The sequence below is a fragment of the Bradyrhizobium sp. Bra78 genome (genome assembly GCF_024519855.1).
GTDB classification, from domain to species: Bacteria; Pseudomonadota; Alphaproteobacteria; order Rhizobiales; family Xanthobacteraceae; genus Bradyrhizobium; species Bradyrhizobium japonicum_G.
The window spans coordinates 51,610-70,924 of sequence record NZ_JALJRE010000020.1; the positions used below are offsets into that span (position 1 = coordinate 51,610).

The following is a 19,315-nucleotide window of genomic DNA, read 5'->3' on the forward strand; positions in this document are numbered from 1 at the left end:
AAGGTAGGGTGTCTCATGCCAGCATCGCTGCGGGGCGTCATCCTTGATTTCGACGGGCCGGTCTTCGACGGCCGCGCCGCCAGCCAGAAGGCGCTGACAACAACTTTCGATCTGTATGAGCCGACGGTCGGACGGCCCGACATCGCGGTCAATACGTTGCCGCTTTACGGTCCCAATGCACTGATCGCGCTTGCCTACGCAGATATTCCCGCAGCTGCCGCGAAACTTACGGAAATCTGCGACTTCTATCGCAAGACGGTCAAAGCCTGCGAACGTCAGGGCAAGATCGTCAGCGGGGTTCAGACGCTTCTTCAGGATCTCAAGGGGCGTGACATCAAATGCGCGATACTCTCGTCGCGCGAGACGGCCGAACTGGTCGATCTGGTGACCCATTTCGGTCTGCACGGCGTCATCGACGAGATCTGGGGAAAAGATGCGCCGTCGGGCGCCAAGCCAAACCCCGAGGCGGTTCGGGCCCTGGCCGGAAAAATGAACGTCGCGCCGAATGAACTGGTCTACATCGGCGATTCCGATCGCGATTACGACGTCACCCAAGGCACCGGCGTCGCTTACTACCATGCCGCCTGGACCGGCGAGCCGAGCAGTCGCGCCTACACCGGCTGTCGTGCCTTGCTACGCAACGTCGCTGATCTCGAAGCTGTTCTGCGCGACACGCCCGCCCCACAGCTCGGGTCGCACCGGAACATGCCCTCGACCCTGAAGGGCGCCATCCGGGTCGATCGCCTGGTGTTCTATGCCGGCGCCGGAGTTTCCGTCCAATCCGGCGTCGGCGGCTGGAATGATCACTACTTTCCGATCCTGCAACAGTTGAAAATGAGCCTGTGGGCGGGGCAAACGACGTACAGCCTCCCGCAATTGCTGCAACTGGTCGCCGCCGAATCGGCGCGCTCGCAAGACGTTTACGAGCGCTTCAAGCAGAGCTTTGCGAACCGCAAGCAAAAGCGGCCGAACGCCTATCATTATGCGATGATGCGGTCTGGTGCGTCGCGGATCTGGACCACCAATTATGATCAGTTGTTCGAAGCCGCATTGGCGAGCGGCAATTTCCCGCACTCCGTCGTGACGGACGACGGCACGCTGCTGGAGAATTTTGCCAACAGCCATCTGATCGTCAAGATGAACGGAGACTTCGAGCACTCCCGGTACGCCAACAATCTCGACTGGGATCTCGTTTTCCTGGAGGAGCAGTTCGATCTGGCCGAACGCCACCGCCGGGAGATATGGCGCCTGTTCGAGGACGATTACCGCAGCAGCTGCATGGTGTTTGTCGGCACCTCCTTCACCGACCCGGCCCTGCGCCGGCTTTTGTCCAGCGCCGCCAAGGCGGTGCCCCGTACCCGTTTCTGGCACCACCTTCTGGTGAAGGCGGCCGAGCATCCTGCCGACCGGATCGTCGAGGCCATGTATGTCGAGAATTTGAGACGCATGCGCATCGAGACGCACCTCTTCAAGGAGTATTCCGACATCGAACGCTGGGTGCGGCAGATCGCCGTGATCGCGAACAGGCCGATCGTCGGATTCGGCGGCACCGCCAAGCAGGAGGACGGTGTGCTGGTGCCGGATGGTGTCCTCGATGGCGGGACCATCACGACGTCCGACATCGGGACGCTCTGTGAACGGATGGGACGCGCCCTGGTGCGGCGCGACTTCCGGGTGACGTCCGGCCATGGCCCCGGCGTGGGCATTCCCGTGGTCGAGGCGGCCTTCGAGGAAAACCCAAGCGCCGCGCGATTCTACCTGCGCAAACGCGGCAGCAGCCAGTTCAGTCGCACCGCGCCGGCGGTGGTGGTGTCTGACGGAGATGCCGGTCGTCCCGACGGAGAGTTCGGTCGCATGCGGGAACGATTCGTCAGCGAGCTCGACGTGCTCGTCGTCATGGGCGGGCCGTCGCGCGAGGGAAAACCATCCGGGACGGAGACCGAGATCAACATGGCATTGGACCGGTCGATCCCAGTCGTCATTCTCAAGCAGGCCGGTGGAAGCGCCGCGCGGCGTAAAGCGGAGATGATGGGCAACCTCGGAGTGACGTATTCCGATCCGAAGGTCGCCAGCCTGGTCCGAAAGGTCAACGAGGAGCTCGATGCGGTCGCGCCCGGGGCATTGCCGGCCTATGTCGACACCACCCTCGTCGATCAGATCGAGGATCTGATCGCGGTCTCGATCGGCAGCGAGGGACGTCGCGCCGGCGATGACGACGGCGTTGCGGACCAGCGGAGATGGTGATGTCCGAGCCGGCGCGGAGCGATCTTGCGAGCGTCATCGCCGATCTCAAGGACTGGTTTCGCGCCTATTCCATCCACCCCGCCTGCGTCGACGTCGCCTTCATCGGAAACACCAGCGGGCAATATCCATCGACGCCCGGATTGATGGTGGATTTCGACGCTTTTGTTTTCGTCGCGGCGATGAATGACGCTACCGGCCAACCCCTGGCCGGGCTGCGTGAGCAATGGACCGGCATCTGCAACGCGCGAGGGATTGATTTCGAGCTGCGCATCGTCGAAGGACCCTACAAGCCGCCGGTCGCTGTTCTGCACCGGCCGGTCGTCGTGGTTCATCTCGGCGTCTTCACCGAGCAGCTCTATCTCGCCGCGCCGCCGCTCAAGCGCTGGGCGTGGCGAAAATACATCTGCGAGCGCGAGCCGGGACGTTTGGCCCGCATGGCACCGTCACAACCGACGCTTGCCGAGTTCGTCATCGGCCCCAAGGGCCTGCGCGAGCGATGCGCGGCGATCGAGGCCGGCTCCGTGACGATGACGGAATGGCTGCTGCCCGGCCTGCAAACCAGATCCTTCGTCGTCACGCAGGATGACGCCAACTTCGCCGAATGCTGCTTTGCCTATGCCGCCAACACGGCGCGAAATCACGCCCGGACGCTTGGCCTGGCCGAAGCCGATCAGCTTGCAAATTCCGAGTTCTTCCCCTGGTACGACGAAGCGGTCTTTCGCTGTCCCGAGCTTGTCGATCTGATGAACGACAAGGCCGCCTGCCGGGATCGAGGCTTCGTCGTGGAGATCGCGCACGCGCGCAGCCTCGCCATCCGCTACATGACGGCGTTGCAGCAGCATCTGACCCGAGGCGGCTAGCGGGCATCTTCCGTCGGGCAGGGGCGGCTCCGCCGGCCATCGGCGATTGTTCTGGTTCGCCTGATCCGCCGCGGCTATGGTGGCCGCGGTGGACAGGAGGGTTGCGGATGCTTCGAGGATCTGGAATCGCGGCATGCCTGGCGGTAGCGATGGCGATGCCGGTGCATGAGGCGGTCGCCCAGGATGCCGTGGGCGGCGCCATCATCGGCGGTGTCGGCGGAGCGATCGTCGGCGGCGTGCTGGGCGGCGGCCGCGGCGCCGCAATCGGTGCCGTCGTCGGTGCCGGCACGGGCGCGGCAATCGCCTCCGAGGGCGAGCGCCGCCGCTCCGGCTATTACGCCTATCAGCGCGGCTGCTACATGCAGCGTCCCGACGGCCGCTATGTCCCGGTCGATCCGCGGTATTGCTACTGAGGCCCGGACGAGGCGCGCGCGCTTCAGCTTTTCGCCGCCGGCTCCGGCATGATCTGGAGCAGCGGCTCCGGCCGGATCGAAATCTGGCCGGCGAACGGCCGGTCATGCGCGGCGATCAGCAGGACCGAGGTGGCGACGCCGGTCGCGAACAGGCCCATCGCAATCGCCGACCCCAGGCGGTTGTCGCAATGAACGAGGCCGATCACCAGCAGCGCGCAGGCCGCCTGGAGATACAGGCACCACCATTTGACCGGATTCACGGCGGCGAGGCTGACGATGATCCGCTGCCGCCGCGCATCCAGCGCCTGCTCCAGCGTGGCGATGAGCTCGCGCTGCACATTCGCCTGACCCGTACCCTGCGGCGTCATCGTGACGACGAGCTGCAGGGCTTCGGCGAGCGGCGGCGGCGTCACCTTCAGCGACACCTCCTGATGCGCCATCATCGGCCATTCCAGCGCGACGGCCTGTTCGACATAGGCGCGCACCAGGCCGCGCAGCTTCGTTTCCTGCTCCGCCGGCAGGCCGGCGGCCAGCAGCACGGTGCCTCGCAGGGCGCTGGCCTCGCGGCTGACCGCGGCGCCGGCGCGGTCACCGTCGCCCCAGACCTGCGCGGCGGTAAAGGCGACGAACAGGCCGAAGATGATACCGAGCACCGGCAGCATGCCCGGCGATATCGCTTTCAGCGATGTCGCGCGCTCACCCGTCGCGGCCAGCGCGACGGCCGCGAAGATGGCCGCGCCCAGAAGATAGGTGAAGCCGAAGATGACCAGCGCCATCAACGGCAGCGGCAGATTGTGCAGCCAGTCGCTCATGCTGTTCTTGTCATGTGATTCGACGATCTAGATCAACCGCATCCCGCGCAAGCTGGCGTGGCCGCTTCTGCCGACGATGATATGGTCATGCACGGCAATCCCCAGCGGCTTGGCGATGTCGATGATGGCCTTGGTCATCTGGATGTCGGCCTGCGAGGGCGAAGGATCGCCTGAGGGGTGGTTGTGCACCAGGATCAGCGCGGTTGCCGAAAGCTCGAGCGCGCGCTTGATCACCTCGCGCGGATAGACCGGGGTGTGGTCGACCGTGCCGGTCTGCTGCACCTCGTCGGCGATGAGCTGGTTGCGCTTGTCGAGGAAGAGCAGGCGAAACTGCTCCTTGTCGGCGAACGCCATGCTGGAGCGGCAATAGTCGATCACCTCGTTCCAGGACGACAGCGCGTTGCGGCTGTTGACCTCGCCCTTGGCGACGCGGTGCGCCGCCGCGGCGATCAACTTGAGCTGGTGGATCGCGGATTCGCCGATGCCGTCAACCTCGCGCAAGCGCGCGACCGGCGCATGAACGACTTCCGCGAAGGAGCCGAAGGTCTTGATCAGCATCTTCGCCAGCGGCTTGGTGTCGCGCCGCGGCAGGGCCGGAAACAACGCCATCTCCAGCAATTCGTAGTCGCTGAGCGCGTCCGCACCGGCGCTGTAGAAGCGCTCGCGCAGCCGCTCGCGATGGCCGAGATAGTGCGGCGCGTCCTCAGGCTTGCTCTTGTCGTGGTCGGTTTTGGCGGGCATCGGCCGCCAGCATTGCCGGGGACTATCGTTTTTGCAACCGTCAATTGCGGGGGGCAAGTCTGGTTCACGTCCCGCCGGCGAGCCTTTGCAGGCTCACCCGATCTGTTTCTCGCCGTGCCGTTCCGACAGCGTGAAGATCTCGACGCCGGTGGCGGTCACGCCCACCGAATGCTCGAACTGCGCCGACAGCGAGCGGTCGCGGGTCACCGCGGTCCAGCCGTCGGACAGGATCTTCACATGCGGCTTGCCGAGATTGATCATCGGCTCGATGGTGAAGAACATGCCGGGCTTGAGCTGCACGCCTTCGCCGGGCCGGCCGATATGGATGATGTTCGGCTCGTCGTGGAACATGCGGCCGAGGCCGTGGCCGCAAAAATCGCGCACCACGCTCATGCCCTGCGGCTCGACAAAACTCTGGATGGCGTGGCCGATGTCGCCGGTGGTGGCGCCGGGCTTCACCGCGGCGATGCCGCGCATCATCGCTTCATACGTGACTTCGATCAGCCGCTCGGCCTTGCGCGCGATCGGGCCGATCGCATACATCCGGCTGGAATCGCCATACCAGCCGTCGACGATGAAGGTGACGTCGATATTGACGATGTCGCCCTCCTTCAGTGGACGGTCGCCGGGCATGCCGTGGCAGACCACGTGGTTGAGCGAGGTGCAGGTGGAGTAGCGGTAGCCGCGATACATCAGCGTCGCCGGATAGGCATTGTGGCTGAAGGCGAAGTCGCGGACGAACTGGTCGATGCGCTCGGTCGGCACGCCGGGCCCGACGATGTCGGTGAGCTCGTCGAGGCACTTCGCCACTAGCGCGCCGGCCTTGCGCATGCCGGCAAAGGCGCTCGGCCCATGCAGCTTGATCTGTCCGGTCTTGCGCAGGGAGGTATCGGAGGCTTCGACGTAGCTCATGCGGGGCTGGTCTCGATGTCGGCGGAAAGGCTTGAATTCAGGCCCCAATCTAATGATTGCGGGCTTTCGCGCAAGCCAAGGTTCGCCGCCCTGTGCCCGAAAGCGGGCTCAATTCGGGACTTCTACGGTGGTTTCCACCGGCAGTGCGCCGCCGCGGATGCGGATTTCGCGGACGGGATAGGGAACCCGGATGCCCTCGCGCTTGAAGGCGTCCCACAGCGCCAGCATGACGTCGCTCTTGACGCCGTCCATGCCGTCGGGATCGGCGATCCAGAAGGTCAGCGAGAACTTCATCCCGGCTTCCGCGAACTCGGTCAGGATGGAATTCGGCGGCTTGCCCTTCTGCGCGCGCGGATGGGCGGCGGCGGTCTCTGCGGCGAGCTTGCAGACCAGTCTGGGGTCGGCATCGTAATTGGTGCCGAAGGCGATCTTCACCAGCGTGTTCTTGTCGGTATAGGTCCAGTTGACGACCTTCTGCGTCACCAGATCCTCGTTCGGCACCAGGAATTCGCGGCCGTCGCCGGCGGCGACGGAAATATAACGCGTCTTCATCGCGCTGATCCGCCCGGTATTGTCGCCGATGGTGACGAGGTCGCCCGGCTTCACCGATTTGTCGGCGAGCAGGATGATCCCCGAGATGAAATTGGCGACGATCTTCTGCAGGCCGATGCCGATGCCCACGCCGACCGCGCCGGAGAACACCGCGAGTGCCGACAGGTCGATGCCGACCGCGCCGAGCGCAATGACAATCGCGATGGCCAGAAGTCCGATGCGGATGATCTTGACCAGCAGCACCTGCACCGACGGCGTCAGATCGGTGGTCGAATTGATCCGGCTCTCGGCGAAATTGCTGGCGATGTTGGTGAGCCAGAGTGCGATGAGCAGCAGCGCGCCGGCCTTGATCACGAGCAGGGGTGTCAGCCGCAGGCCGCCGAGCACGATCGCGACGGAATCGAGCAGGTCGACCGTCGCATCGAGCTGGCCGACGATGGAGAGCGCCGCGATGAACCACGCGGTGATCGACACCAGCTTGACGATGAAGGCGTTGCGCAGCACCGAGGTCAGCAGCCGGATCGCGAGCCAGGCGAAGCCGAGCTTGGCGGCGACCATCAGGAGATAGCTCCGGCTCGGCCAGGTCGCGTGGTACATCACCACGCGCGAGACGATCACGAGCAGGGTGAACACCGCGGTCGAGGCGCTGGAGACCATCACCCGGACGAAGTGCCGGAGCGGCAGCGGCCAGCGCATGGCCAGCGACGTAATGTCGACGCGGCTGCGAACGGCGGCTTCCGTGGCATAGGCGATGCCGACCGCGGCCAGAATGAGGCCGAATTGCAGGTAGAACCAGGGTGAGGAGATTTCGGCGCCGACGCTGCGCGCGGTGGTCTGCACGAACTCCATGAAGTCTTTGAGGTCCATGTCCATCGGTCTCGTCGGGGAAGCGGGCGGAAGGAATTGATTCGAGGGAGCCGCAGAATCCCACAAAGGCAGCGGCCCGGCCACCGATACACTGCTAAGTGAAGTGCGTTAAGGCCGCAAAATACGGGCAGATTGCCGCGCGCGGGAGAAAATGGGTTGGCGCGCCGGTGTGGCGACGATAAGGATGCAATTCCAGCGATTTTTACCCGGAAGGTGGATGGCTTCCCTCGACTCCGTCAGCATCGCCATATTGCTCGGCGCCGTCCTCGTCATGGCGGGCATCCTGTCGAGCCTGCTTGCACTGCGCTTCGGCGCGCCCTTGCTGCTCGTCTTCCTTGCGATCGGCATGCTCGCCGGTGATTCCGGTCCCGGGCAGGTCCAGTTCGACGACGTCCGCACCACCTATCTGGTCGGCTCGGTGGCGCTCGCCCTGATCCTGTTCGACGGCGGCCTGCGGACACGCTTTGCCAGCATCCGCACCGTGCTCGCGCCGTCCGTGGTGCTGGCGACGGTCGGCGTGCTCCTGACCGCGCTGATCACGGCCCCGTTCGCGAAATACGCGCTCGACCTCAACTGGACCGAGTCGCTGCTGGTCGGTGCCGTGGTGGCCTCGACCGATGCTGCCGCCGTGTTCCTGCTGGTGCACACCCAGGGCCTGCGCCTGCGCCCGCGCGTCGGCGCGACGCTGGAGGCTGAATCCGGCACCAACGACCCCTTCGCGATCTTCCTCACGCTCATGCTGGTCGAATACATCTCGCTGGGGTCGAGCTCGGCCGGGCATGTGGCGATGGAGTTCATCCAGGAGGCGGTGCTGGGCGCCATCGTCGGCTTTCTTGGCGGACGTCTCGTCGTCATCGCGCTCAACAAGGTCGCGCTGCCGCAAGGCCTGCATGCGCCGTTCGTGACCACGGCCGCGCTCGTGATCTTCGGCGGCTCGCAGATCATGCACGCCTCGGGATTCCTCGCGGTCTATCTCGCCGGCATCATCATCGGCAACCGGCCGACGCGCGCGCATAATTCGGTGGTGGCTTTCCTGGATGCGGCGACCTGGCTGGCGCAGATCGTGATGTTCGTGCTGCTCGGCCTGCTGGTGTCGCCGAGCCGGCTCGGCACCAGCGTGCTGCCGGCGGTCGGTGTCGCATTCGTGCTGATGCTGGTGGCGCGGCCGATCGCGGTGTTCGTGTGCCTTTCGCCGTTCCGCTTCAACTGGCGTGAAAAGATCTTCATCGCCTGGACCGGCCTGCGCGGCGCCGTCGCGATCTTCCTGGCGTCGATCCCGATGCTGGTCGGCCTGTCGAAAGCCTATCTCTATTTCGACGTGGCCTTCGTCGTCGTCATCATCTCACTGTTGCTGCAGGGCTGGACGCTGGCGCCCGCCGCGCGCAAGCTGCACGTCGCCTTGCCGCGCGCCGAGCGCGGCCCGCGGCGTGTCGAATTGGACTTGCCCGGCCAGCTCGAGCAGCAGCTCGTCGGCTATCCGGTCCGGCCCAAGAGCCTGTATTTCCGCCGCGGCCTGATCCCGTCCTGGTCCAAGCCGACGCTGGTGATCCGCAACGAGAACATCCTGACGCCGCTGGAGGCCGATCCGATCGCGCCCGGAGACTACATCTATCTGCTGGCGCCGCCGGAAAAGGCCGAGTCGCTCGACCGCTTCTTCGTCGATATGCAGCCGAGCTCGACACCCGATCCGCATCTGCTCGGCGACTTCATGGTCTCCGGCGAGCACACGCTCGCCGAGCTTGCCGAAATCTACGGCGTGAAAGTCGGCGAGGACGACGGCAAGCTGACGCTCGCCGACTATTTCGACGTCCATCTCGACCGCGCGCCGAAAGAGGGCGCTGAGCTTGCGCTGGACGAGATCGTGCTGGTCGCACGCAGCATCTCCGGCGGCCGCGTCAGCGTCGTCGGCCTCCGCCTGCCGGAGGAAGAAGAGACGCCGGCGCCGCTGTCTCGCACACAGGCCCTGCGGCGCAAGCTGGCGGATTTGTGGACCTCGGTAGCGGGGGTTTAGCGCCGTCTTCACCCTCCCCCTCCGGGGAGGGTAAGAGCCGCCAATGCGGCACGACTCACACCCCAGCCGGCACCACTTCCTTCCAATGCCGCGCGATCGCCGCGCGCGGCGCGATCCACGCTGCGCCGCTTCCGGTGATATGCGTGAGAATCCGCTCCAGCGCGCCGATACGGCCGGGGCGGCCGATCATGCGCAGATGCAGGCCGATCGACATCATCTTTGGCGCCGTCTCGCCCTCGCGGCGAAGCCATTCGAAGGCGTCGATGACGTAATCGGCGAAATCCGCGCCGTTGAAGCGCGAGGCGTTGTAATACTGCATGTCGTTGGTGTCGAAGGCGTAGGGCAGCACGAGGTGCTGCTTGCCGGAGATCTCTTTGTAATAGGGCAGGTCGTCATTATAGGCGTCGCTGTCGTAGAGGAAGCCGCCATCCTCGACCAGCAGGCGGCGCGTGTTCGGCGAGGTCGCCGAGCGCGTGTGCCAGCCGACCGGGCGTTGTCCGGTGACGCGTTCGATCGTCGCGACCGTCCTCGCAATGACTTCGCGTTCGTCCGCTTCATCCATCCCGGCGTGGCTCTGCCAGCGCCAGCCATGCGCGGAGACTTCGTGGCCGCGCGCGACGGCGTCGCGCGCCAGCTCCGGCAAGCGCTCGACCGCACGGCCGCAGGAGCTCACGGTGACCTTGACCCCGTGCGCGTCGAACAGGTCCATGATGCGCCACCACGCGGCACGCGTGCCGTATTCGAAATGGCTGTCGATGCAGGAATCCGGGCCGTCGAGCCGATGCACGACCTCGTAGATCGCCTCGTTGCCGGCGTCGCCGTCGTTGACGGAGAACTCCGATCCCTCCTCGAAATTCACCACCAGCGACACCGCGACGCGCGCGCCGTTCGGCCAGCGCGGATTCGGCGGCGTGCCGCGGTATCCGGCGAAGTCGCGTCGTGAGAGAGGATGCTCTGCTTCGCTCATGGGATCAGTCCGAGGTTCCGGCCATGCGGTGCAGGCCGACGACGCGGTCGCTGACGACCAGCAGGATCACTGTGCCCGCGAGGATGAGGGTGGACAGCGCCGCCAGCGTCGGGTCGGGCGCCTCCTCGATATATTGCAGCATCCGGATCGGCAGCGTCTTGGTGCGGACGTCGGCGAGGAAGATCGACACCGGATAGTTGTCGAACGAGGCCAGGAAAGAGAAGATTCCCGCGATCAGGAATGACGGCGCCAGCGCCGGCACCATCACCCGCAGCACGCTGCCGGGATAGGTGCAGCCGAGCGTGCGCGCCGCCTCGATCAGCGTGAAGTCGAACCGCGCAAGCCCCGCGATCATGGTGCGGGCGACGTAAGGCAGCGTGATGACGAGATGAGCCACCAGCAGCGTCGCCCAGGGTGCGGTGAACCCGACGGCGCGAAAGCCCTGCAGCAGCGCGATGCCGAGCACGAGGCCCGGCATCATCAGCGGCGACACCAGCGCGGTCGCGAAGATGCCGGCGCCCGGCAGCTTTCCCCGTGCGATCGCGATCGCCGCGAGCGTGCCGCAGACCAGCGAGATCGCCGTCGAGAACAGCGCGATCTGCAGCGACAGCAGCAGCGACGGCCAGAAGCCGTCGAGCCGCGCGATCCGACCATACCATCGCGTCGATGCGCCCGTCAGCGGCAAATCAAATACCGGCGTCGGCGAGAAGCTCGCGGCGGCGATGACCAGCAGCGGGACGACCAGGAACAGCGCCAGCCCGATCGCCATCACCCAGCAGACGATGATTGCGGTTCGCGTCATCATTTCGGCTCCCGCGACAGGCGCGCGCTCAGCGCGACGATTGCGATCGCGATCGCCAGCAGCACGACGCCCGCCGCAGCGCCGAAGCCGGGTTCACGCGCCAGCAGATAGGCTTTTGCGATCGTGGTCGCGAGCGTCGGGTATTTCTCGCCGATCAGCAGCGTCGGCACCACATAGGCGGAGACCGAGAGCGAGAACACCAGCGCCACGCCCGCGATGATGCCGGGCAAGGTCAGCGGCAGGATCACGCGAAAGAACGTCACGACCGGCGAGGCGCCGAGCGTGGAGGCTGCTTCCGCATAACGCGGATCGAGCTGTGCGACGATCGCGTAGATCGGCAGGATCATGAAGGGCAGGAAGATGTTGACGGCGCCGACGATCAGCGCGGTTTCGGTGAAGATCATCCGGATCGGGTCTTCGATGATGCCGAGCGCCATCAGCGTCTCGTTGACGATGCCGTCGCTGCGCAGCAGGATCGTCCAGGCAAAGGCCTTGACGATGACGCTGGCCGCGAGCGGCAGGAACAGCGTCGCCAGCAGCACCGAGCGCAAAGGCCCGCGGGCGCGCGCCAGCGCGAAGGCGGCGGGGTAGCTGATCAGGAAGGCGATCAGCGTGGTCAAAAGGCCGAGCCGCAACGAATTCCAGATCACGCCGAGATAATAGGGCGTGCCGAGCAGGCGCTTGTAATGCGCAAAGGTCAGCCCGTTGGCGTCGACGATGCTGACGCCCAGCAGCAGCACCAGCGGCAGCGCGAACACGCCGGCGATGATGACGAAGGACGGCAGCACGAATCCAACTGCGGCGAGCCGCTCGCGGTCAACCGCGGGCGCCGACACCGGCGCGGGAAGGGCCGCCTCGGTCATGCCTGCGCCTCCATCGGAAACGCGAAGGTCTCGGCCACAGGCCAGCTCAGGCGAATCTCGTCATGCAGGCGCGGGATCGCGCCGTCACGCCCCGAGAGCTCGGCAAGCAGGCTTTCGCCGGCGCCGGCATCGACCTCGACCAGCGTACGCGAGCCCTGGAACACCACGGAGCGAACACGCCCCGCCGCGGAGTTGGCTTCGCCCTGTTCGCCCAAGCGAAGCTGCTCGGGGCGCGCAGCGACGATGACGGGGGAGCCTGCCTGGAAATTGCCGAGCGCCGACAGGCGGCCGACCCTGGTCTCGACATCGACTTTGCCGTTGCCTGCCGCCAGGACGGTGCCCGCAATCCGCGTCGACAGCCCGACGAAGTTGAGCGCGAACAGGCTCGCGGGCCGCAAATACAGTTCGCGCGGCTCGGCGAGCTGCTCGATCCGCCCCTTGTTCATGACGGCGACGCGGTCGGACATGGTCAGCGCCTCGTCCTGATCGTGGGTCACGAAGATCGCGGTTGCCTTCACGTCCTGGAGCAGGCGGCGCAGCTCGACCTGCATTTCCTCGCGCAGCTTGCGATCGAGCGCGGAGAGTGCCTCGTCGAACAGCAGCACATCAGGCTCGACCGCGATGGCGCGCGCCAGCGCCACGCGCTGCTGCTGCCCGCCCGACAGCGCCGAGATGCGCCGTCCGGAGAGATGGCCGAGCTTGACCAGCGCCAGCGCGCGCTCGACCGCGATGTCGATCTCGCGCCTGGCCATGCCGCGCACTTTCAATCCGAACGCGACATTGCCGGCGACGGTGAGATGCGGAAACAGCGCGTAACTCTGGAACACCACGCCGACATTGCGCTTGTGCGGCGGCACGTTGGTGATGTCTCGCCCGGCGAGCTCGACCTTGCCGGTGTCGGGCTGTACGAGGCCGGCGATAGCGCGCAGCAGCGTGGTCTTGCCGCAGCCGGAGGGGCCGAGCAGCGTCACCAGCTCGCCGCGCCGGATGGTGAGGTCGATGTGGTCCAGAACCGTCGTCGGCCCGTAGCGCTTGGAGACGCCGCGGACGACGAGATGCGGGCTGCTCTCGCTCATGTCATCTCCTTGCTCCAGCGGTCGACCCACGCGGCGCGGTTCTTGGCGACGAACGCCCAGTCAGGCGCGAACAGCGAGGCGGGATCCGGGAAGCCGGCCGGCGTCGGCGTGCCCTTGTTGGTTGGCGCGACGAAGGCCTTGTCGGCGAGGATGGTCTGTGCCTCCGGGCTCAGGAAGAAGTCGATCACGGCATCGGCGAGATCGCCGGCCGGTGCGCCAGCCACCTTGGCAATGCCTGAGGGCATGGCAAAGCCGCCATCCTGTGGCACGGCGAGATCGACCGGCGAGCCTTCCGCCTTACGGATCAGTGTGTAGGCGGAAAACTGTCCGCCGATCATCCAGGCCTCGCCCTGCTCCATCAGATTGATGGCCTGCGGCGCGTTGGTATAGACGTTGAGCAGGTTCGCCTTCAGCTCCTTCACCTTCTTGAAGGCGGCGTCGATCTCGTATTGCGCGTCCTTGTAGGGCTTGCCGGTTTCAAGGCGCGCGGCCGCGAGCAGAGTCCAGAACCCTTCGGTGTTCGACAGCGACGGCACGATCACCCTCGAGGCATATTTCGCGTCCCACAGGTCCGACCATTTGGCGGGCGCCGTCTTCATGCGCTTGGTCGAGTAGGCGATGCCGGCCCAGGGCCGCTGGTAGTTCGCCCACATGCCGTCCTGATGCACCGAGCCGTCCACGAGCTTGCCGAGATTGGCGATGGACGAGGCCGACATCTTCGTGATCAGGCCGTCGCTGGCTGCCGGCAGCATCACCGGATCGTCCATGATGACCACGGAGATTTTCGGCGCGGCCTTGTCGGCCTGCATCTTCTGGAGATTGGTCAGCGAGTTGGTGCCCTCGTAGAGCACCTTGCAGTCGAGCTTCTTCTCCAGCACCGGAAACAGATCGGCGTTGAAATACTTTGCGGCGCCTGCGGGGCCGCCGATGACGATTTCCTTGGGCGCGGCGCGCAGCCGCGCTGGAGCTGCGATGATCGCGGCAAGGGCCGCGCCGGACTTCAAAACACTGCGTCGGGAGGGGGTGTGCATGGGCATGTCCCGTTTGTTGTGCGTAAAGCTTGCTCCGAGACAGCAGCAAGCACCATGCCAAATGTGCACATTTTTGAGTTCTATAATGAAATCAATGGTCTGAATCCAGGCATGGATTGCCGCCTGCACAGCGGCGCGACAAATGTGCACATTTTTTGGAGGTGACGCTGCGCATCCTTTGGGCCTAGCTATCGCCATGGCGACGCAGCGCAGGCGAGACGGCAAGGCAAACGGCAAGGCCAATCCGGCCGAGGACGAGGCGGTCTATCAGGCTATCCTGCACGCGCTCCTGGAGGGGAAGCTGAAGGCGGGCGTGAAGCTCGCCGAGCCGCCGCTTGCCGACATTTTTGGCGTCTCGCGTGAGCGCATCCGCAAGGTGCTGCACCGGCTGGGTGCGGAGCGGCGGCTGGAGATGATCCCCAATCGCGGCGCCCGCGTGCCACGCCCGACGCTCGACGACGTCCGCAGCGTCTACGAGGCGCACCGCGTGCTCGAAGCCGGCGTGCTGACGCAGCTCGTGCGCCATATCGACGACGCCTTGATCGACAGGCTGACCGCACATCTTGCCGAGGAACGCGCCGCCGCCACGCGCGGCGACCGCGCTGCCTCGGTGCGGCTGTCGGGCGCATTCCACGTCCATCTGGTCGAGGCGCTCGGCAATGCCGAGCTCACGCGCTTCCTCGCCGACCTGCTCAGCCGCTCCTCGGTGATGGTCTCGGTCTATGAGCCCGCCACCGATTCGATCTGCGCGGTGGACGAGCACGGCGCCATCGTCGAAGCGCTGCGCGCCCGCGATGTGGCCCGCGCCATCGCGGTGTCGCGCGAGCATTTTTTGCATGTGGAGAGCCGGCTGCATCTCGACGACGATGCGGCGCCGGCGAGCGAGGATTTGGAAAGCGTATTCAGTGCAGTCAAGCCGAAGCGGCGAAAGCGCTGAACTCTCCACACGTCATTGCGATCGCAGCGAAGCAATCCAGTCTGCCGCCGCGGAAAGACTCTGGATTGCTTCACTGCGCTTCCAATGGCGAGGATGGGCTACGGACCTTCTCACGTCAGCACCTTGACCCCGCCGAACGACGTCACGCGGCCCTGCTTCAGCATCACGATCTGCGTTGCGAGCTGGCGCAGCTCGGCGACGTCGTGGCTGACATAGACCATGGGGACGTTGGCCTCGTCCCGCAGCCGCACCAGATAGGGCAGGATCTCGAGCTTGCGGCCTTCGTCGAGCGCGCCGAGCGGCTCGTCGAGGAGCAAGAGGCGCGGTTTCGACAGCAGCGCGCGGCCGAGCGCGACGCGCTGGCGTTCGCCGCCGGAAAGTTTTCCGGGGCGGCGGCCCTGCAGCGCACCGATGTCGAGCAGGTCGATGACGCGCTTGTGCTGCGCTGGATCGGGCGCCAGGCGGTTCATCCGCCTTCCATAGTCGAGATTCTGCGCGACGTTGAGGTGCGGAAACAGCCGCGCATCCTGGAACACGTAGCCGATGCGGCGGCGCCAGGTCGGGACGTGGATGCCGGCCGCCGTATCGTCCACGGTCTCGCCGTCGATCACGATGGTGCCGCGGTCGGGCCGCAGCAGGCCGGCGATCATGTTGACCAGCGAGCTCTTGCCGGCGCCCGAAGCGCCGAACAGGCCGATGACACGGCCTTCGCTGGCGAAGGACGCGGACAGCGAGAATTCGCCGAGCTGCTTTTCGATGTCGACGCGCAGCATGGTCAGTTCCCGTGCAGGCGCTGCGTCGCGCGGCGGGCGAACCATTCGGCGGCAATCAGCGCGCCCAGCGCCAGGATCACCGAGACGATCACGAGCCGGCCCGCGGCGGCGTCGCCATCCGGGGTCTGGATCAGCGAATAGATTGCCGAGGAGATCGTCTGGGTCTCGCCGGGAATGTTGGAGACGAAGGTGATGGTCGCGCCGAACTCGCCGATCGCTTTCGCAAAGCCGAGCACCATGCCGGCGAGCACGCCGGGCAGCGCCAGCGGCAGTGTCACCGTGAAGAACACCTTGAAAGGAGCCGCGCCAAGCGTCTCGGCAGCCTGCTCGAGCCGGCGGTCGACCGCCTCGATCGACAGCCGCATCGGGCGGACCAGCAGCGGAAACGACATCACGCCGCAGGCCAGCGCCGCGCCGGTCCAGCGGAATGCGAAGACGATGCCGAGATGATCGGCGAGGAAAGCGCCGACGAGGCCGCGGCGGCCAAACGTCAACAGCAGCAGATAACCGGTCACGACCGGCGGCAGCACCAGCGGCAGATGCACCAGTGCGTCGAGCACCGGCTTGCCCCAGAAATCGCGGCGCGCAAGCAGCCATGCCAGCGCAATGCCGAACGGCGTTGCCACCAGCGTCGCGATGACGGCGACCCTGAGCGAGAGCAGGATCGCCGTCCATTCGGCGGGAGAGATGTCGAGCATCAAGTCGTGAACATCAGGTCGCAAAAATCAGGTTGTCGGACTGACGAGGAATTTGAAACCATATTTTTCCAGAATGGTCTTGGCCGCGGTCGAGCGCAGGAAGGCGAGATAGTCGCTGGTCTCGCCCTTCGCGGTGGTGGTCGCGGCGACCGGATAGATGATCGCGGGGTGGGAATCCGCCGGGAAGGTGCCGACGATCTTAACGCCGGGCTCGACCTTGGCGTCGGTGGAATAGACGATGCCGAGCGCCGCCTCGCCGCGGGCCACCAGTGTCAGCGCGGCGCGCACGCTCTCGGCCATGGCGAATTTCGGCTCGGCGGCCTGCCAGGCACCGAGCTTCTCCAGCGCGGCCTTGGCGTATTTCCCAACGGGAACGGACTTGACGTCGCCGGTCGCGATCCTGCCGTCGCCGGCGAGTTTTGCGAGGTCGAAACCTTGCGCGATGGCGACGTTGTCGATCCCTGAATCCTTCGGCGCGATCAGCACGATGCTGTTGCCGAGCAGGTTGACGCGGCTCGGCTCGTCGATGGTCTTCTTGGAGGTCGCATAGTCCATCCAGTCGGTGTCGGCGGAGACGAATACGTCGGCCGGCGCGCCCTGCTCGATCTGCTTGGCGAGCACGGAGCTTGCGGCATAGCTGACGCTGAACTTGACGCCGGTCTTGGCGGTGTAGGCGGCGTCGACCTCGTCGAGCGCGTTCTTCATCGAGGCGGCCGCGAACACGGTGATGGTCTTGTCCTCGGCGGCGGCAGGCGAAAGGGCCGCGAGCAAGACGATGATGGCGGAAAAAAGCACGGAAAGGCGGGACATCGGGAGCGCTCCATGCGCGCATACGCGCGCCAATGGCGCACGCAAGACGGCGTTGGTTGAGTAAGGATTGCGACCGGCGGAAGCGCTGTTCCGACAAGCCCGACCGACTTACGGTCCGTCGGGATATCGCCGGGGAGACCATAACAGGCTGGCGGAACAGGTCAAAGCTGACCTTTGAGGTCAAAGCTGACCTTTGAGGTCAAAGGAGACCTTTGGTCCCGCCCGGTCTACTCGCTGGGCAGGATCGCGATCGAGATCCCGGGATGCCGCGCGGGTTACGACCCGGCGGCGGCAGGCAATCCTAGCGCATTTGGGGGTGCGAACCAGCCGTCGCCTTACGCACAAGCGTCGTCCTGGACACGCGAAGCGCTGATCCAGGACCCATAACCACAGGGATGTGTTTTACGAAGACGCGGAGTTACCACTTCGCCCAACAACTGCTCCCTGGAGCAATAGGTCCCCTGAGTTCACAAACGAGTGCAACACTCAAGAGAAGGCCTCTGCCGGGACGACAATGTTTACGGCTTCGCATCGCCCGCGCGCAGCACCACCTTGCAGGCCGCGGGCATCTGCGCCAGCGTCATCGGCGGCTTGGGTTTTGGCGGCTCCGGCGGCGGCTTGGGATGCAGCACCGCGTCGGAGAACCAATAGGCAAGATCGGCAGGCTTGCAGCCTTCGTCCGCGGATTGCGACGGCTGGCCCTCGCATTCGCCGGCGCCCGCCGGGCAGCGCATGCGGATGTGGAAGTGATAGTCGTGGCCCCACCAAGGCCGGATCTTCGACAGCCAGGAGCGGTCGCCCCTGGCCTCGCGGCACAGTGCCTTCTTGATCGCGGCATTGACGAAGATGCGCTGCACCGCGGGCTCCTGCGCCGCGTCGCGCAGCACCAGCACATGGCCCGGCGTGAAAACTTTCGGATCGATGTCGAGCCGGTCCTGCCGCACCATCATAACCGCCGACATCTCCTCGCGTTCCTCGCGCGAGAGCCGATGGTCCGGCATCGGCGTCAGCCAGATGTCGGCATCGAGGCCGATCTGGTGGCTGGCATGGCCGGACAGCGCCGGGCCGCCGCGCGGCTGGGCGATGTCGCCGACCAGGATGCCCGGCCATCCCGCGTCCTTGTGCGCCCTGGCCGCGAGCCGCTTGATCAGCGCGATCATCTGGGGGTGGCCGTAGCTGCGATTGCGCGACAGCCGCATCACCTGCCAATTGTCGCCGTTGACCGGCATCTGATCGGCGCCGCCGATGCAGCCCCTGGTGTAGGAGCCGATGACATGCGCCGGTCCCTTCGAGGGCAGCAGCTTTCGCGCGAACAGCTCCTTGGCGCCGATGGTGGGATCGTTGGGATTGGCAAGCGGCGGCAGCGGCTTCGGATTCATGCTGCCCTTGTCCTGGGCCAGCGCGTCGCCGGCGGCCAGGAGCGTCATGACGAGCAGCAGAGAGACAAGGCGGCGGGGACTCATGCTGACATCCTTATAGCCCAACCCCGCGTCAGGGTTAAGGATCCGGCCCTCGGCAATGCCAGGGCTATGCGAGTCCCCATGCGACCATCCCCATTTCCATGTCGATGTCCATCTCGTCATCCCAAAGTCGCATCCCTGCCGGCCGGTCTTTAAGTGCGCGATAACCCTGTTCCGCGTTGACCAAAATTCGTGCGCGCAGTGAGTAATGCGGACGGCCGGCATGCAATCCCTGGTGAATTCGGAAACGATTCAAAAGCACGCGCAATTTTGCGCCACATTCCTCTTCGATTGCGACGACGGGATGGTCTCGGCGCGCCCGCGGATGCCGGCCGCGCCTCGTAAAAAGGCAAAAAGGCCCGTGTTGAGGACGTTGCGCCCGGCCGCGGCGGCACCAGGATTACTTTTTTTTCAGACACTTGCTCCAAAACTTGCGGCCGCCGGGCGCGACTGGGACGAGTGAAGTTGAGTTTGGGGTCTCGAAAA

General features: G+C 65.5%; 19 protein-coding genes. 6 read left to right on the forward strand and 13 right to left on the reverse strand.

What is annotated here, in order from left to right; translation table 11 throughout:
- Window positions 1–15: 15 nt before the first annotated feature.
- From OC450_RS31760 to OC450_RS31770, 3 genes are all read left to right on the forward strand, one after another.
- Complete coding sequence (locus OC450_RS31760) at window positions 16–2,244, forward strand: HAD hydrolase-like protein (protein ID WP_262049327.1); 2,229 nt, start codon at window positions 16–18, stop codon at window positions 2,242–2,244.
- Window positions 2,244–3,104, forward strand: a complete 861-nt coding sequence (locus tag OC450_RS31765; RefSeq protein ID WP_262049328.1) for a hypothetical protein — start codon at window positions 2,244–2,246, stop codon at window positions 3,102–3,104. The genes OC450_RS31760 and OC450_RS31765 overlap by 1 nt, the downstream gene beginning before the upstream one ends.
- 107 nt (window positions 3,105–3,211) lie before the next feature.
- Window positions 3,212–3,517 carry a YMGG-like glycine zipper-containing protein gene (locus OC450_RS31770; protein ID WP_211386242.1) on the forward strand — a complete coding sequence of 102 codons (306 nt, stop codon included), beginning with the start codon at window positions 3,212–3,214 and terminating at the stop codon, window positions 3,515–3,517.
- A gap of 23 nt (window positions 3,518–3,540) precedes the next feature.
- Here the strand turns inward: OC450_RS31770 and OC450_RS31775 are convergent, their stop codons facing one another.
- The 4 genes from OC450_RS31775 to OC450_RS31790 all read right to left on the reverse strand — a co-directional run bounded on the left by OC450_RS31775 (window position 3,541) and on the right by OC450_RS31790 (window position 7,407).
- Window positions 3,541–4,329, reverse strand: a complete 789-nt coding sequence (locus OC450_RS31775; RefSeq protein WP_211386243.1) for a DUF4239 domain-containing protein — start codon at window positions 4,327–4,329, stop codon at window positions 3,541–3,543.
- Window positions 4,330–4,356: 27 nt separating this feature from the next.
- Complete coding sequence (radC, locus tag OC450_RS31780; protein ID WP_211386244.1) at window positions 4,357–5,070, reverse strand: RadC family protein; 714 nt, start codon at window positions 5,068–5,070, stop codon at window positions 4,357–4,359.
- Window positions 5,071–5,163: 93 nt separating this feature from the next.
- On the reverse strand, window positions 5,164–5,982 hold the full coding sequence (map, locus tag OC450_RS31785) for a type I methionyl aminopeptidase (protein ID WP_211386245.1): 819 nt from the start codon (window positions 5,980–5,982) through the stop codon (window positions 5,164–5,166).
- 108 nt (window positions 5,983–6,090) lie between these two features.
- Window positions 6,091–7,407: a mechanosensitive ion channel family protein gene (locus OC450_RS31790; protein ID WP_256805528.1), complete on the reverse strand. Its 1,317-nt coding sequence runs from the start codon at window positions 7,405–7,407 to the stop codon at window positions 6,091–6,093.
- A gap of 211 nt (window positions 7,408–7,618) precedes the next feature.
- Here OC450_RS31790 and OC450_RS31795 point away from each other — a divergent pair, with 211 nt between their 5' ends.
- Entirely contained in the window at window positions 7,619–9,412 is a 1,794-nt protein-coding gene (locus OC450_RS31795) for a potassium/proton antiporter (RefSeq protein WP_256805529.1), read from the forward strand.
- 55 nt (window positions 9,413–9,467) lie between these two features.
- Here OC450_RS31795 and OC450_RS31800 read toward each other — a convergent pair whose 3' ends face one another.
- From OC450_RS31800 to OC450_RS31820, 5 genes are read right to left on the reverse strand one after another with little or no spacing between them, the layout of a single operon-like run.
- Window positions 9,468–10,379, reverse strand: a complete 912-nt coding sequence (locus tag OC450_RS31800) for a polysaccharide deacetylase family protein (protein WP_211386248.1) — start codon at window positions 10,377–10,379, stop codon at window positions 9,468–9,470.
- Window positions 10,380–10,383: 4 nt separating this feature from the next.
- Window positions 10,384–11,181 (reverse strand): ABC transporter permease, encoded by a 798-nt coding sequence (locus tag OC450_RS31805; protein ID WP_211386249.1) that lies wholly within the window; start codon window positions 11,179–11,181, stop codon window positions 10,384–10,386.
- Window positions 11,181–12,044 (reverse strand): ABC transporter permease, encoded by an 864-nt coding sequence (locus OC450_RS31810; protein WP_211386250.1) that lies wholly within the window; start codon window positions 12,042–12,044, stop codon window positions 11,181–11,183. Before OC450_RS31810 ends, OC450_RS31805 begins: the two co-directional genes overlap by 1 nt.
- Window positions 12,041–13,120 (reverse strand): ABC transporter ATP-binding protein, encoded by a 1,080-nt coding sequence (locus tag OC450_RS31815; RefSeq protein ID WP_262049329.1) that lies wholly within the window; start codon window positions 13,118–13,120, stop codon window positions 12,041–12,043. Before OC450_RS31815 ends, OC450_RS31810 begins: the two co-directional genes overlap by 4 nt.
- Window positions 13,117–14,151 (reverse strand): extracellular solute-binding protein, encoded by a 1,035-nt coding sequence (locus tag OC450_RS31820; RefSeq protein ID WP_211386252.1) that lies wholly within the window; start codon window positions 14,149–14,151, stop codon window positions 13,117–13,119. Before OC450_RS31820 ends, OC450_RS31815 begins: the two co-directional genes overlap by 4 nt.
- A gap of 190 nt (window positions 14,152–14,341) precedes the next feature.
- Between OC450_RS31820 and OC450_RS31825 the strand changes: the two genes are divergently transcribed.
- A complete protein-coding gene (locus OC450_RS31825; RefSeq protein WP_410050529.1) occupies window positions 14,342–15,088 on the forward strand; it encodes a GntR family transcriptional regulator in 747 nt (248 codons plus the stop codon).
- 110 nt (window positions 15,089–15,198) lie between these two features.
- Here the strand turns inward: OC450_RS31825 and modC are convergent, their stop codons facing one another.
- From modC to mepA, 4 genes are all read right to left on the reverse strand, one after another.
- Window positions 15,199–15,861 carry a molybdenum ABC transporter ATP-binding protein gene (gene modC / locus OC450_RS31830; protein ID WP_211386254.1) on the reverse strand — a complete coding sequence of 221 codons (663 nt, stop codon included), beginning with the start codon at window positions 15,859–15,861 and terminating at the stop codon, window positions 15,199–15,201.
- A 2-nt stretch (window positions 15,862–15,863) separates the two neighbouring features.
- Window positions 15,864–16,559, reverse strand: coding sequence for a molybdate ABC transporter permease subunit (gene modB, locus OC450_RS31835; protein ID WP_211386255.1), 696 nt, complete (start codon window positions 16,557–16,559; stop codon window positions 15,864–15,866).
- 27 nt (window positions 16,560–16,586) lie between these two features.
- Window positions 16,587–17,369 (reverse strand): molybdate ABC transporter substrate-binding protein, encoded by a 783-nt coding sequence (gene modA, locus OC450_RS31840; protein WP_256805535.1) that lies wholly within the window; start codon window positions 17,367–17,369, stop codon window positions 16,587–16,589.
- Between the two features lie 518 nt (window positions 17,370–17,887).
- The gene (mepA, locus tag OC450_RS31845) at window positions 17,888–18,832 is read right to left on the reverse strand and encodes a penicillin-insensitive murein endopeptidase (RefSeq protein ID WP_211386257.1); all 945 of its coding nucleotides are present in this window, start codon (window positions 18,830–18,832) and stop codon (window positions 17,888–17,890) included.
- A gap of 220 nt (window positions 18,833–19,052) precedes the next feature.
- Between mepA and OC450_RS31850 the strand changes: the two genes are divergently transcribed.
- Window positions 19,053–19,292: a hypothetical protein gene (locus tag OC450_RS31850; protein WP_256805536.1), complete on the forward strand. Its 240-nt coding sequence runs from the start codon at window positions 19,053–19,055 to the stop codon at window positions 19,290–19,292.
- The last annotated feature ends 23 nt before the right edge of the window (window positions 19,293–19,315 follow it).